Below are 13,960 nucleotides of genomic sequence, written 5' to 3'. Positions count from 1 at the left end.
GCCCGCACAGGGCCAGAATCGCAAGGAGGGTGGGGTAAGTCTTTCGCGGAATTTCGAAGGCCAAGGATGGCCTGAGAGAAGCGCACATGGATGTGCTCGTAGCGGTTCCGCGAAAGACTTACCCCACCCTCCGCAGCAGACTCCCAAGTCTGAAAACGAACAGAAATCAAACCTCAAAAAGTCAACGAAGGAGACAACCCATGGCCCTGATTTCGCTGCGGCAACTTCTGGACCACGCCGCCGAGCATGGTTACGGTGTGCCAGCCTTTAACGTAAACAACCTCGAACAAATGCGCGCCATCATGGAAGCCGCCGACAAAACCGACTCCCCGGTCATTGTCCAGGCCTCCGCCGGTGCCCGCAAATACGCCGGCGCCCCCTTCCTGCGCCACCTCATCCTGGCCGCCATCGAAGAATGGCCGCACATCCCGGTGGTTATGCACCAGGATCACGGCACCAGCCCCGCCGTGTGCCAGCGCTCCATCCAGCTCGGCTTCAGCTCCGTGATGATGGACGGCTCCCTGGGTGAAGATGGCAAAACCCCGACCAGCTACGAATACAACGTAGACGTTACCCGTCGCACCGTTGAAATGGCCCACGCCTGTGGTGTCTCCGTAGAAGGTGAACTGGGCTGCCTGGGCTCCCTCGAAACCGGCCAGGCCGGTGAAGAAGACGGCATCGGCGCCGAAGGCACCCTGGACCATGACCAGATGCTGACCGACCCGGAAGAAGCGGCAGACTTCGTCAAGAAAACCCACGTAGACGCACTGGCCATCGCCATCGGCACCAGCCACGGCGCCTACAAGTTCACCCGTCCGCCGACAGGTGACATCCTGGCCATCGAGCAAATCAAAGCCATCCACAAACGCATTCCAGACACCCACCTGGTGATGCACGGCTCGAGCTCCGTACCCCAGGAATGGCTGAAGGTGATCAACGAATTCGGTGGCGAGATTCCGGAAACCTACGGTGTCCCGGTGGAAGAAATCGTGGAAGGCATTAAGCACGGCGTGCGCAAGGTCAACATCGACACCGACCTGCGCCTGGCCTCAACCGGTGCGGTTCGTCGCTTCATGGCCCAGAACCCGGCCGAATTCGACCCGCGCAAATTCCTCAAGGCCACCATGGTTGCCATGACCGACATCTGCGTAGCTCGCTACGAAGCCTTCGGTTGTGCCGGCCAGGCCAGCAAGATCAAGCCGGTGAACCTCGAGCAGATGTTCGAGCGTTACGCCGCTGGCGAGCTGGACCCGAAGGTTAAATAAGGCTTTCCGCCTCGTTTACCTGAAAGCCCTGGCCCTGGTGGTCGGGGCTTTTTTGTTTTAGCCCTCTTTGAGCAAAGTCTGCAATCAGCTGAGCCACTTTTTCCGGGTGGCTGAGAATCACCCAGTGCCCGGCATCAATGTTATGGCGGGTCAGGTCCGGCACCCACTTGCCCAGATCGTCAAACAACTGCTCGCCCACGTAGGCATCCTGGAGCGGAACCAGTAGTTGCACCGGACAGCAGGCATACCGTGGTTCCGGAAACAGCAGTTTGCTGCGGAAGTTTGCCCGGTACAGGTTGACCCCGAATTGTCCGTCTTGCTTCTGGAAAGGGTTGGGCGCCTCCAGCGGAACCCCCTGCTTGCGAAGATAATCCGGCCAAACGGAATCCAGCCCGAAACGCCAGGCGGCCGGTGCCAGAAGGGGCAGGTGGAACATGCCGATGTACCAGGAGCTTGCCAGCTGGCGAAATGCTTTCACCTTGTCGGCGAGTGATCGGCTGGTCAGCTTGCTGCGCGCCCAGTATGCCGCGTGATCCAGCGAGGGGCCGGAGATACTGGTGAAGGTTTTGATGTGAGCTTGCAGGCGGCCCTGGGTGACAGATTCCCAGCTCTGGATAGAGCCCCAATCATGTCCAACAAGATGGAATGGCCTGTCCGGGATCACCTGATCTGCCACGCAGGCCAGGTCCGAGGCGAGTGCCGCCATGCGGTAATCCGAGGTATCTCCCGGAATGTCCGATTCGCCGGCCCCGCGCACATCGTAGGTGATCACATAGAATGACCTGGCGAGCCGTTCGGCCACGGGGTCCCATACCCGGTGGTTGTCCGGGTAGCCATGAACCAGGATGACCGGCTCATTCTCTTCCCGGCCCCGGGTAACAACATTGAGGCCAACGGCCCCGTTCCGGATTCGAAGGACATTCTGCATGCTGGATTTCCTGATAAAGAATCCAGCGTAGCAACCCGATGCCGGGTTTCAGACAGCGAAAGAGGCCATCCCCGGGGCGAATCGGGCCAGAATGTATCCGATTGTGTGGGATGTCAGCTTTTCCGGGAGGACTTTTCCAGTGCCAGCAAGGTGTCGATATAACGGGCAAAGCGGAGAGTGTACTCGGGCGAGAGTTTCTGCATCTCGGCCAGCGCCCGGCTGACCAGCCGGTGTGCGTTCATGGGGCCGGCCTCTGCGGGTGTGCTTTCGATAGCCTGGCGGATGCGCTGTTGGAGTTGCTGCGTGTCCTGGCCGGTTTTGACCCGGGCCAGGGCTTTCAGCGGCCTGGGTGAGTTGTTGCTGGGGCCTGCATCGGGAACCTCCTCTTCGCCTCCGAAGATCCGCTGCTCAAGTGCCGAGCGAGGGGCCTGTGCCGGCACTTCCGTCGATTGGTTTAGTGCATCCAGCAGGCGGCTAAGTTGCGACGGGCTCTGATCGCCCGCAGGTGTTGTGACCGGCTCTGCCACATCGGCCATACCCTGCCTTGCCTGGTAATCAGAAACGGCCTGCTGCAGCTTCAGCCAGTGTTCACCGTGTTGAAGGCCCTTTGCGCGCAATCGATGTTCGAAGGATTCCAGATAGCGAAAGCGCACCGGGTCTTGCCTGTCTGCACCGGATTGCCTGAGCGGGTCGAGCAGCGATGTTACCGTGGTCATTGGTCGCCCGACTCCCTTTCGGCTTCTGTGACCGCCGAAGGCGCCCGGGGCACGGTACTGATCTCCACCCGCCGGTTCTGGGCCCGGGATTCTGCATCTACATTGGGTACCGCCGGATGGTGCGGGCCGAAGGCGGCGGCGAACACCCGGTCGTTGGGCAGGCCCAGTTCTGTCAGCGAGCGGGTAACGGTAAGTGCCCGCTGGGCTGAAAGGCCCCAGTTATCCTGGTAACGATTGCCCGGGTGCATTGGCAGGTCATCGGTAAAGCCGCTCACCATCAGCAGCTCATCGTGCTGGGCCAGATAGGTTTGCAGAGGTGAAATCAATGATTCCAGAACCTCCTCGCCTTCGGCCTGAAGTTGGTCCGAGTTCAGTTCGAACAGCACGTTGCCGCTGATGCCGATGCGGCCATCCCGGAAAGTCACCAGCCCCTTGGTGAGCGGGTCTTCCAGGGCCTGTTCCAGGGCGATCCGGCGTTGTTCTTCCGCCTCCCGCTTCTCGATTTCCTGGGCTAGGGACTGGCTCAGCTCCAGCTGAATGCCGATCACCCACACCAGAATCAGCGCCAGGATTCCCACCAGCGCCGCCATCAGGTCCGAGAAAATGGCCCAGACCGGTGCGGATTGCTGTTCGCCGCCTTCCAGCTGTTCCATCAGCCGGCCTCGCTGGGTTCTGCCCGGTGCAGTGCCGCGGCGGCATCGATGACGTCCTTCTGGGCGCTGACGCTGAGGTCGATTACCTCGCGGGCCTGGGCCACGTAGTAGGCCAGCTGTTCATCGTGCCGGTTACCGGCCTTGTCCAGCGCTTTCTGGATATCCGCCAGGCTGCCGATGACCTGCTCGTTGGACTGGCTGAACAGCTCAATGGCCTGGGCAAAGGCATCGCTCAATGCGCCCACTTCCTGGCTGCTGCCGGTAATACTGTCGCCCAGCTTGCCCAGTTGCTGGCTCTGTTCCTGGATCAGGGTGTTGAAGCGCTCGCTGATGCCGGTCAGGGTTTCGCCGGCGCCGGTGATCAGGGTATCCACCGCCTCCCGCTGACTGTCAGCGGTGCTGCGCTGGCTTTCCAGCAGGCTGTCCAGTTCTTGCACCAGCCGCTGGCGTTCTTCCAGCAACTCGTTTTCCCGCTCGCTGTTGCGGGCGATTTCCGACTGCAGCTGGCGGATCACCTCGGCGGCGGCCTTCGGTGTTTCTGAGGCGGTTTCTATCAGGCGGGTCATGGGGGCTTCCAGCGCGGTGCCCAGTTCTGCCAGGTGCTTTGTCACTGTCGCTTCAAGGCTCTCCATGCGTGCCGCAGAGGCGTCAGTGCGCCCGGCTTCCTGCTCTCGCAGTTCGGAAAGCTGTTTGCCAATGATCGCTACCAGTTGTTCGATACCCGCCCTCTGGGACTCAACCAACTCTGCGCTGCTGGACTTCAGGTGTTCGGCGCTTTCCGCCAGTTGCTGTTGCTGCTCTGTCAGCCCGATCTGTTGTTGCTTGGTGATGTCTGAGGCCCAGGTTTTTAGCTGTTCCAGCAGCTGATGCTGGCTTTGCTGGCTGCGCTGTTCAAGGGTCTCCAGTATTCTGGCATTCAGTTGCTGCTGTTCGTTCAGATTCTGCTGCCAGCGCTCGCCAGCCTCACTGGTGGTTTTCTGAAAGCCGGCGGTCAGCTCGGCCAGTTGCCGGAGGGCATCGTCTGACCAACTCTGCTGTAGGGTGTGGGCATCCTTCTGAAGATGCTCCATGGCCTGGGTGACAATCGACTCCACCCTTTCTGCCGCCAGCTTTGAGCTGACATCGAGCGCCGTTTTCAGGGACTGGGCCACGGAATCGGCCAGAGTCTGGTAGTGGCTGCCGACCGTGCTGTGGAATTCCTGCTGGTTCCGGGTGAGGGATCTTTCCAGTTGCTCGCCGAGTTGTTCCATGCGCGCCGTCATGCGTTCCATGGCCGAGGCCATCTGCGGCAAGGCTTGTGCCTGGCTTTCCAGGGCCTGGAAGGCCTGCTGGCGTTGGTGATCGGCTGACAGGTGATGCAGCTTTTCCCGAAGGGCGGTATCCAGCGCTCGGGAGGCCTGTAATCGATCCCTCCTGCTCAGAGTGGAAGCCAGCCCCAGCATGGCCGAGGCCGCCACGCCGGCAATGGAAGTGCCAAACGCCAGGCTCAATCCGGCAATCGGTGCGGCCAGGGCGCTGCGAATGGCGCTGAGTTCGGTGCTGTTGTCCAGTGCCGAGGCGGCGCCGCCCAGGGTCACGATCATGCCGGCAAAGGTACCCAGCAGGCCCAGCATCACCAGCAGGCCGGTCAGGTAGGGGGTTAGCTGCGGGCCAGGCAGGCCTGCGGCATGGCCTTCAATGCGTCTTTGCGCTGGAAATTGCAGGGGCTGGGGCAGGGCGTTCAGCCAGCCAGAGACCTGTTCGTGGTTTTCGGGTAATTGGCCCACATTTTCGGCCAGCTGCCGGGTTTGCCTTCGGAAGTTCACCAGCTCGCCGAAGCCCAGGCAATACACCACGCCAATCAGGCCGGTAAACGCTAAGGCCAGCAGGTCGGAATCGACAAAGCCCGCACCAATCCAGCACACCACGGCGAGGCCGATGGCAAAGGCCAGGGTGAAAAACAGTTTGCTCATGGGGTGTTGTTAACCTCGTTGTGGCAGGCCTCGAGCAAGCCCAGTGCCGGTTCCAGCCGAACATCCAGTTCAGCGAGTAACAATGCCTGCGCATCCTCGCAGTAACGGTGGAACCAGTTGTCGGGTGCCTGGCCTTGTGTTTGATGTTGTTCGGAGGATGTCTGTAACTGTTGAAACCGCTGCTCCAGCACCTGTGACAGGTTGGAAAAAACCTGGCTGGTGTAGCTTGCCATGGTGTGGTCGAACACGGCGTCCAGTTCGGCCAGCCTGGCCAGGTTCTGGCCCTGGTCTTTCATGGATTTTCGGACCTTATCCCGCAGCTGGCGGCTGTTGGCGGCCACTTTGCGTTGCAGCGCCAGCCAGGCATTCAACGCGGGCTCCAGTTCCGGCTCGTCGTCAAACTCCAGTTCGTCTGCCCAGCCTTGAATACGTCGGATCAGTGCCCGGCGGGTGGTGGCCAGCTCGTCCGTCAGTTTGTCGACCATAGCGCTTTGTACCGAGCCTGGTTGCCGGGCGCGGTAGGAGGTGGCGGCGTCCAGGGTCATGGTGTCGCCGAGGCCAAACAGCCGGCTCAGGCGTTCTGCGAAACAGGGCAGGGTGTCAGAAGTTGCAGGCGCACCCAGCCGGGCCAGTTGGGCCAGCAGTTTTGAGGATTGGGCAGTATGTGCCTGCGACTGGTTTGGCATCCGTTCGGTGTCTCACTCCGTGGTCAGGTAGAGCGGTCGTCAAAACACGCTATTCTACTGGCTTAGGGGAGTGAATGATAATGACCGAAACGTCAGTTCATCCCATACTTGCGCGGCCTCTCAAACCGGTAGAAGCCTTGTTCTTCCTCCCGCTCAATGGTTGGAGCGGCAATGCCGAAGTGTTCTTCCCTCAGCTGGCTGAGGGCGGCCTCCAGTTGCTCACCGGTCAGGCGTTGTTCCAGCGCTTCGCGCTTGGCCGTGTAGCTTTCGCCATTCTGCCATTTCTCTTCCCGGGCCTGGTCCTGTTGCGCCATACGTTCGATGGCGGTATCGGAGTAGCCCAGTTGTCGACGTAAATCGTTGATGGCCTGCTGGCGTTGTTCCGGGGGGAGTGCGGCCAGTTGCGACTGCACGCTGTTCAGGCTGAGCAGGGCATGGCCGAGGGCGCCGGAGCCGGCAAACTGGCGGTTCAGGTCGCTGCCGTAGACTTCCTCGGCGCTGGTTTTCAATTGGTGAGCCAGTTCGCTCAACGGCAGGTTGTTGCTCTGATCCAGCTGGGCAAGCTGTTGCTGGAAGGTTTCGGAGCGCTCTTCCAGGTAGGACTCCTCGTCAGCCCAGATCTGCCGGGCCAGGGCACCGAATATCTCGTCCCGTTGTTGCCAGATCTGGAGTTCCCGCTGCATCGGTTGCAAGGCCTGCAGGCGCAGCTCGTTGAGGTCGAGCCAGTCGTGGTAGCGGTCCAGGTTCGCCATCAGGGTAAGGATCTGTTGCGTAGCCTCCGGGAAGGCGGTTTCAACCGCGCTGCGGAACAGGTGGATGCCATGCTGCGGGCGGGCTTGTATCAGCGCCTGCCGTTCGGGATAGAGCCGGGCCTGGGTGGCCGGTTCGTGGATGGTTTCGCCATAACGCTCGAGCCAGATCACCGCCAGTTCCAGTGCCGGGTCGGCGGATTGCTCCGGCAGGTTGTTATCCACGGGCGCCGGGCTGCTTATCACCGTTTGCGCAGCGGGAGCCTTGTGAACAGTGCCGGGTTCAGGTTGCCCCAGGGTCAGATAGAGGCCACCCGCTAACACCAGGCCAAGGGCGGTCACGACCATAAGTGGGGTTTTTGCTTTCATGGCAATTGCTCCGGAAGCCGGGTGCCGCGCTTAAGGCGGCACCCGGTAGTGCGTTGTTTAAAGCAGTGGTTGGAGGTTCGGCCAGATCAGGTCCGCGATCTTTTTCGAGCCGCTGTCGGCCGGATGAATGCCATCAAAGATGATGTCCCGGTCGTTGATCACCCAGCGCGGGTCCACAAAGGTGCAGTTCAGCACGGAGTTCTCACAGGCCCGGGCCAGGGTGGCGTTGCCGTAGTCCACAGCTTCTTTCATATCATCCAGACGGAACAGACCGTTCTTGGTGTAGTAGTAGCCGGTCAGAATGCCATTCTGGACGCCGGCTTCGGCCACCTCGTTCAGGAAGTTCACGCCTTCCACGTAGATGTCATCGATGAAATCCCGGCACTGTTTGCTCAGCCGGCCGAAGCGCCACCAGGGTGTTTTGCAGTTATTGGAGTTCAGGGCGATAGCCGGAATCAGGATGTCATTGCCGCCAGCATCGCCCACAACGGTTTCGATGTCCGGGTTGTCAGCAACCGCATCCCGGAACTGCTGGGGGATGGACGGGGCAATCAGCTCGCCTGACAGCTCCGCGCCAGAGACGGTATAGCGACGGAAGGTTTCACCGGCCTTGGCTTCCAGCTGGTTCTGGATCTCGCCAGAAAGGGCAAAAATGGAATCGCCCACAAAGACTACCTTGTCGTTGTCGGCATCGGTCACTTTGTCGTTGCTCAGCAGGTAGCCCAGTTCGCTGCAACCGGAAAACAGTAAGGCTGCACTGAGTGCCAGTGCGGGTTTCAGGGCGTTGCTGGCAAGCGCCGAGAGCGACCAGCGGTGTGCTTTATTTATCATTGTTAGAGCTCCATGTGTAAGGGGTAGACCATTCGTCTAAGGATACTGCCCTTCAACTATTGTCCAAGCTCCGGCGTTTCTCGACCGCAAACAGAGGTGAAAGGTTGTCAGATCCGGCCACGGGAGAAAGGGTGTGAACCCGGTCTCAGTGTTTGACCTGCAGCAAGGCTGCAAGGAAGCGGCTTGTAATTTCCACAGCAGCGACAAATATAAAGAGTCAGAGATCACGTTTTGGTCAGATGCGAGTGGTTACATGGACTTCAAAGACTATTACGCCGTTCTGGGGGTTAGCGAGTCGGCTACGCCCGAGGACATCAAGAAGGCCTACCGCAAGCTGGCGCGCAAATATCATCCGGATGTGAGCAAGGAAGAGAACGCCAGCGACAAGTTCAAGGACGTGGGCGAGGCCTACGAAGTACTCAAAGACCCGGAAAAGCGGGCCGAGTACGACCAGCTGCGCAAATACGGCGCCCGGGCCGATGGCTCCTTCCAGCCGCCACCGGGCTGGCAGAGTGCGTCCGGCTTTGGTGGCGGCGGATATACCGAAGCCGATGCCCGGCAGTTCAGTGAGTTTTTCGAGGAGATTTTTGGCGGCGGCCGGCATGGCGGGTTTTCGGGCGCAGACTTCGGTGGCGGTGGTTTCCGCCAGAGCGCGAAAATGCGCGGGGAAGACGTTCACGCCCGCCTGGCCCTGTTTTTGGAAGAGGCCTTTAACGGCTGTGAAAAACAGGTGTCGTTTACCGTGCACGAGATCGACAGCCACGGCCGGATGGTGCCCCGTCAGAAAACCCTGAAGGTGAAAATTCCCTCGGGTATGCGGGAGGGCCAGCACATTCGCCTGAAAGGTCAGGGCGCACCCGGCGTGGGTGGTGCCGAGCCAGGTGACCTGTTCATTGAAGTGGAAATGGCGCCCCATCCGCATTTCACCATCGAGGGCCACGACGTGCTGGTAACAGTGCCGGTTACGCCCTGGGAAGCGGCGCTGGGTGCCACGGTGACCGTGCCAACCGTGGGTGGCAAGGTGAATGTGAAAGTGCCCAAAGGTTCCTCCAGCGGCCGCAAGCTCCGACTGAAAGGCAAGGGCTTCCCCGGCAAGCATCCGGGCGACCAGATAGTGGTGCTGCAGGTGGCCATGCCAGAACAACACACGCCGGAGGCGGAAAAGCTCTACGAGACGCTGGCGGAGCTGGAAAAAGACTTCAATCCGCGCAGCAAGCTGCACGTGTGAGTGGGGGTGAACATGACAAATAAAGACCAGATAGTGACCGTAGAAGTGACCGACACCAACGGCAGCACCTTCACCCTGCGCGAAATCTGCGAGCGTGGTGCCTGCCACGCGGAGTTTGTGATCAAACTGGTGAATTACGGAGTGATCACCCCGCTGCAGGAACTGCCGGAAGTGCGCCAGTGGCAGTTTGATGTGGCCGCACTCCAGCGTCTTCAGAAAGCCCTGCGCCTGCAGCGGGATCTGAAACTCAACCTGCCGGGGCTTGCAATGTCCCTGGAGCTACTGGACGAAGTGCAGGACATGCGCCGGGAAGTGAACCGGCTTAATCAACGGATTCGTCAGTTGATGGGCGAGTAAAACCCCCCGATTCACAAAAGTTTCATATCCAAAAACTGGACAATCTCAAAAATTGGGATTATTTTCCCATTTAGCGGTTTGGGAAAAATATCCCAAACTGGCGGCGCGCAGTGAGCATGCGCCGGATTGAGTGAAATCAGCCTGGAGATGGAACATGAAACGTAACGGACTTTCGAAAGCGATCAAGTTGGTGATGGCCGGAGCTTTGGTGGGTGGCCTGGCGGCCTGTGGCGATGGTGGCTCCGGCTCTTCCGGTTCCGCTGACACCAGCGCCAGCAGCCAGGGCACCAGTGTGGGTGCGGTTACCGGCTTTGGCAGTGTGTATGTGAACGGCACTCGCTTTACCACCGATGGCAGGGTGGACAGCGATGACGGGCTCGAGCGGGAAGACCAGCTGGACAAGGGCATGATCCTGAAAGTGAAAGGCAGCTGGGACGACCGGGGTGAAGGCCGGGCCGATGACATTTCCTACGACGACACCCTGCGTGGCCCGCTGACAGCGGCAAGCTGGGACGCCTCGGCCAATACCGGCCAGCTTAAAATGCTGGGCCAGGTGATTGGCCTGACCAATGAAACGGTCTTCCGTGGCGCGACCCCGGAGCAACTGGCGGCCAGCCCGGAGAGCTACCGGGTGCGGGTGAGCGGCTGGCGGCTGGACGATGGCAGCTTCCGGGCCAGTTACGTGGGCGCCAGGGTTAGCGGACCGGATTTCGACGACGACAATGAGGTTGAGCTTGAAGGCGTGGTACAAAACCTGGATGCCATAGCCCGAACCTTCACCATTAACGATTTCCGCATTGATTACCAACTGGCGAGTGGCGATGACGACTTCGACCTGGATGACCTGAGCGACGGCATGGCGGTAGAAGTGGAAGGCTATCTGCAGGATGGCATCCTGATGGCTAAAGAAATTGACGATGAAGACGACCTGTTTGATGACGACGATGACGTCGAAATCTCCGGTGATCTCTACGACTACGACAGCAGTACCCGAACCTTCCGCATCAATGGTGTGCCGGTGCAGATCGACAGCGACACTGATTTCGATGACATCAGCGCCAGCAGCCTGCAGGACGGTGTATTTGTGAAGGTAGAGGGCGACTTCCGCAACGGTGTCTTGCTGGCCGAGGAAATTGAAGGCCGGGAAGGCGATGACGAAGTGGAAGGCCGGATCGAGCAGATCGACCTGGCCGGTGAAGTGCTGATTGTCAGTGGCGTTCGGGTTCAACTCACGGCCAGCACCCTGATTGATGATGACGACGATGACGATGGCCGCCGTAGCCGGGTAGACGACATCAACGCTTTCATGGTCGGCGACTATGTAGAAGTGGAAGGTCGCCGCCGGGATGGATACCTGGAAGCCTTCACCATCGAGCGTGAAGACGAGGACGACGATGACGATGATGACGACTGACCGGTAACCCCGAAACGGGCCGCAGCGCTGGCGGCCCGTTCTGGCTTTTATAATCGCTATGGGAATACAATCCCAAACATGACTGATGCCAATGCCAACCCCCTCCACAAAGCACTGTTCCGCATTTTGCGGCCCCTGGCCCGTTTGCTGTTGCGCAATGGTGTGCCTTTCGGCGAATTCTCCGAACTGGTCAAACGCGCCTATGTGGAAGCGGCACTGGAAGATTTCAGTGATGGCCGGCGTAAACCTACGGATTCCCGGGCAGCGGTTATGACCGGCCTTACCCGCAAGGAAGTCAAACGCCAGCGGGAAATCCTGGCGGGCCAGAACCCTGCGCGGGAATCCCGGTCTAACGCCAACCGGGCATCCCGTGTGGTGTCTGGCTGGGTGCACGATCCGGCTTATCAGGCTGACGACAAGCAGCCCGCCATGCTGGATTTTGAAGGTGCCGGCAGCTTCACCGAACTGGTACGCAAGTACAGTGGCGACATGACGCCGCGGGCTGTGCTGGATGAGCTGATGCGGGTGGGCGTGGCTGTGGTAGAGCCGGACTCCGGCAGGCTCCAGCTAAAACAAAGAGCCTACGTACCGGCCGGTGACAGTGAGGATATGCTCCAAATCTTCGGTGAAGACGTATCTGATCTTGTAGCCACCATCGATCACAACCTGATCAGCCGTTCGGCCGGGAAGCCGCCGCTGTTCCAGCGGACCCTGACCTACGACAACATCCCGGCAGATGTGATTGAACGGTGGCGGAAGCTTTCGGCGGAACGGTCCCAGGCGCTGTTGGAACAACTGGATGACTGGCTGGGGCCCCATGACCGCCAAGGATCTGGAAGCCAGGGTGAAGGCGCCAACAAAGTGCGTACCGGCGTTGGCATTTTCTATTTCGAAGAACCGATACAACCGGACACCAGCGGAGATAAACGCTCATGAGCCCGAAGATCACAACGGTGGAGCCTGCCCGATGGCAGCCGACCGGGCTGGTGACCACCTTGCTGTCACCCGGAGCCCGGCAGGTGATCCGTTGCTGGTTGGGAACCGGCGACTTCCTGGATGAGCAGCACCAGCCCAGAATACTGCTGGCCCTGGCCGAAGGGGATGACGCCTTTACCGACCTGGTGCGTTGCGCCAACCCCGACCTGGTGTCTGCTGTTGTGCTGAACGAACTCCTGCGCAAGGGCATTGTCGAGGCCCTGGAGAGCGGTCATGTTCTGTTAAGACGCAGCGCCTATGCTCCTGCGGGGCAGCCTGAACCGGAATCGGTACTGGCTGAGCCTGAAGACCTGTTCAGCAACGGCATTCCCCGCCGTCGCTTTAACGATACCTGATAACCATGGCCGGCCCGGATGGCTGGCGGGAGAGCACAATGACGTCTGACCAACTCCGTAAACGCCTTTCCCTGGCAATCGCACCTGTGGCTTTCGGCATTTTCAGTGCCTGTGGCGGCGGTGGAGGCGGCGGTATCGGTATAGCCGACGGCGGCATTCGCGGCACCGGCTCCAGCGTCGGGCCGGTTTCCGGGTTTGGTAGTGTGTTTGTGAATGGGGTGAAGTTTGAGACCAGCAACATTCTGAATCGGCGTGTTGAAAATAACGACGGCCTGTCCAGCGAAGATGATCTTGAAAAAGGCATGATTCTTCGTGTTGCGGGGGAATGGAGCCCGGACGGCACGGGTACAGCCGAATCCCTCGAATACGATGACACTTTCCGTGGTACCGCGGCTAATGTCTCGGTAACGACAGTCGACTCCTCCGGATCGCCGGAGGCAGGTACCTTCTCCGTTCTGGGCCAGACTATTTCGTTCGACCGACGCACCGTTATCCGGCTGGATAACGAGTTTGCAGATGCAAGCGCTCTCGAAGGCAAGCGGGTTCGAATCAGTGCATGGCCATCCGGGAATAGTTATCGGGCGAGCTATATCGGTGAGCTGGACACTTTGCCCGAGAACCTGGTCGAGCTGGAGGGCCTTGGGCGTTACGATTCTGGCGACCTGCTGATCGGGACACAAAGAATCATCGTTCCTGGCGACAGCGTTTTCGCTGATGGTTTGACTGCTGATGCGATAGGGCAGGCTGGCCAGCGTATTGAAGTTGAAGGTGAGTATGACGGTGCAATCATAACCGCAAGGACCATTCGCCCGGCCGATGATCGCCGTTACGAGGGGCAAGAGGGCGAGGATATTGAAATTACCGGTACGGTTTCTGGTTACACGCCTCGTGCAGCAAGCTTCTTCGTTAACGGCGTTGCCGTCTCGATCACGTCAGACACAGAATTTGACGATCTTGATCGAGACCAGCTGACGGACAATATGCTCGTCAGAGTGGAGGGTGACTTCCGTGATGGCACTATAGTGGCGGAAGAGGTTGAGCTGTTTGAAGGGAATGCGGAGGTTGAGGCTTCTGTTATAAAAGCGGGCCGTCTGCCTGACAGTTGGGATATCGGCGGTGTTATCGTTGTTTTGACAAATTCCACCGTGATTGAGTTCGATGATGGCTTATCCTCCATTTCTCCGGGTGTTTCGGCTGAAGTGGAGGGTATAGAGCGCACCGGCAATGATGGAAAGGTCTTCCTTGAAGCGCTCACCGTGGAGGTAGAAAGCGATATCAGCACAGAGTATGAGCTTACCGGCAGGATTGATAGAGCTTACACTGGCTCAGGCTCTATAAAGGTGTTGGGCTTGGTGCTGGATAACACGCAGCCCGTCCCGGACTGCGATATTGTCGAGGTAGAATATTTGGCAGGCGGCAGCACCGGCTACGTTGTTGATGAGCTGGAATGCGCAGAAGACGATGATGATTAAGGCCCAAAA

The 13,960-nt window shown here is 59.5% G+C and carries 14 protein-coding genes; 7 read left to right on the top strand and 7 right to left on the bottom strand.

The features are described from left to right. The first annotated feature begins 200 nt into the window (after window positions 1-200). Window positions 201-1,265 carry a class II fructose-bisphosphate aldolase gene (gene fba / locus AQ621_RS11975; protein ID WP_058341641.1) on the top strand — a complete coding sequence of 355 codons (1,065 nt, stop codon included), beginning with the start codon at window positions 201-203 and terminating at the stop codon, window positions 1,263-1,265. Here the strand turns inward: fba and AQ621_RS11970 are convergent. From AQ621_RS11970 to AQ621_RS11940, 7 genes are all read right to left on the bottom strand, one after another. Further along, entirely contained in the window at window positions 1,258-2,193 is a 936-nt protein-coding gene (locus AQ621_RS11970) for an alpha/beta fold hydrolase (RefSeq protein ID WP_082641065.1), read from the bottom strand. The genes fba and AQ621_RS11970 overlap by 8 nt on opposite strands. 113 nt (window positions 2,194-2,306) lie before the next feature. After that, a complete protein-coding gene (locus AQ621_RS11965) occupies window positions 2,307-2,909 on the bottom strand; it encodes a DUF2894 domain-containing protein (protein WP_058341640.1) in 603 nt (200 codons plus the stop codon). Further along, window positions 2,906-3,562 (bottom strand): OmpA family protein, encoded by a 657-nt coding sequence (locus AQ621_RS11960; protein WP_058341639.1) that lies wholly within the window; start codon window positions 3,560-3,562, stop codon window positions 2,906-2,908. The genes AQ621_RS11965 and AQ621_RS11960 overlap by 4 nt, the downstream gene beginning before the upstream one ends. After that, the gene (locus AQ621_RS11955; RefSeq protein WP_058341638.1) at window positions 3,562-5,514 is read right to left on the bottom strand and encodes a coiled-coil domain-containing protein; all 1,953 of its coding nucleotides are present in this window, start codon (window positions 5,512-5,514) and stop codon (window positions 3,562-3,564) included. The genes AQ621_RS11960 and AQ621_RS11955 overlap by 1 nt, the downstream gene beginning before the upstream one ends. After that, complete coding sequence (locus tag AQ621_RS11950) at window positions 5,511-6,200, bottom strand: DUF3348 family protein (protein ID WP_058341637.1); 690 nt, start codon at window positions 6,198-6,200, stop codon at window positions 5,511-5,513. The genes AQ621_RS11955 and AQ621_RS11950 overlap by 4 nt, the downstream gene beginning before the upstream one ends. Window positions 6,201-6,292: 92 nt before the next feature. After that, complete coding sequence (locus AQ621_RS11945; protein ID WP_058341636.1) at window positions 6,293-7,318, bottom strand: hypothetical protein; 1,026 nt, start codon at window positions 7,316-7,318, stop codon at window positions 6,293-6,295. A 57-nt stretch (window positions 7,319-7,375) separates the two neighbouring features. Next, the gene (locus AQ621_RS11940) at window positions 7,376-8,149 is read right to left on the bottom strand and encodes an SGNH/GDSL hydrolase family protein (protein WP_058341635.1); all 774 of its coding nucleotides are present in this window, start codon (window positions 8,147-8,149) and stop codon (window positions 7,376-7,378) included. Window positions 8,150-8,402: 253 nt separating this feature from the next. On the opposite strand from AQ621_RS11940, the gene AQ621_RS11935 reads away from it, so the two are divergent. The 6 genes from AQ621_RS11935 (at window position 8,403) to AQ621_RS11910 (ending at window position 13,951) form a co-directional block, all read left to right on the top strand. Beyond that, window positions 8,403-9,377, top strand: coding sequence for a DnaJ C-terminal domain-containing protein (locus AQ621_RS11935; RefSeq protein ID WP_058342410.1), 975 nt, complete (start codon window positions 8,403-8,405; stop codon window positions 9,375-9,377). A gap of 12 nt (window positions 9,378-9,389) precedes the next feature. Continuing rightward, complete coding sequence (locus AQ621_RS11930) at window positions 9,390-9,734, top strand: chaperone modulator CbpM (RefSeq protein WP_058342409.1); 345 nt, start codon at window positions 9,390-9,392, stop codon at window positions 9,732-9,734. Between the two features lie 154 nt (window positions 9,735-9,888). Beyond that, complete coding sequence (locus AQ621_RS11925) at window positions 9,889-11,148, top strand: DUF5666 domain-containing protein (RefSeq protein ID WP_227508321.1); 1,260 nt, start codon at window positions 9,889-9,891, stop codon at window positions 11,146-11,148. A 78-nt stretch (window positions 11,149-11,226) separates the two neighbouring features. Then, window positions 11,227-12,084 carry a DUF6502 family protein gene (locus AQ621_RS11920; protein ID WP_058341634.1) on the top strand — a complete coding sequence of 286 codons (858 nt, stop codon included), beginning with the start codon at window positions 11,227-11,229 and terminating at the stop codon, window positions 12,082-12,084. Continuing rightward, window positions 12,081-12,479, top strand: coding sequence for a hypothetical protein (locus tag AQ621_RS11915; RefSeq protein ID WP_058341633.1), 399 nt, complete (start codon window positions 12,081-12,083; stop codon window positions 12,477-12,479). The genes AQ621_RS11920 and AQ621_RS11915 overlap by 4 nt, the downstream gene beginning before the upstream one ends. 38 nt (window positions 12,480-12,517) lie before the next feature. Next, complete coding sequence (locus AQ621_RS11910) at window positions 12,518-13,951, top strand: DUF5666 domain-containing protein (protein ID WP_145840282.1); 1,434 nt, start codon at window positions 12,518-12,520, stop codon at window positions 13,949-13,951. Window positions 13,952-13,960: the final 9 nt, after the last annotated feature.

Source organism: Marinobacter sp. P4B1 (assembly GCF_001447135.1).
GTDB classification, from domain to species: domain Bacteria; phylum Pseudomonadota; class Gammaproteobacteria; order Pseudomonadales; family Oleiphilaceae; genus Marinobacter; species Marinobacter vinifirmus.
Note: the sequence above shows the minus strand (reverse complement) of the source record. Positions and strands in the feature narration are given on the sequence as shown.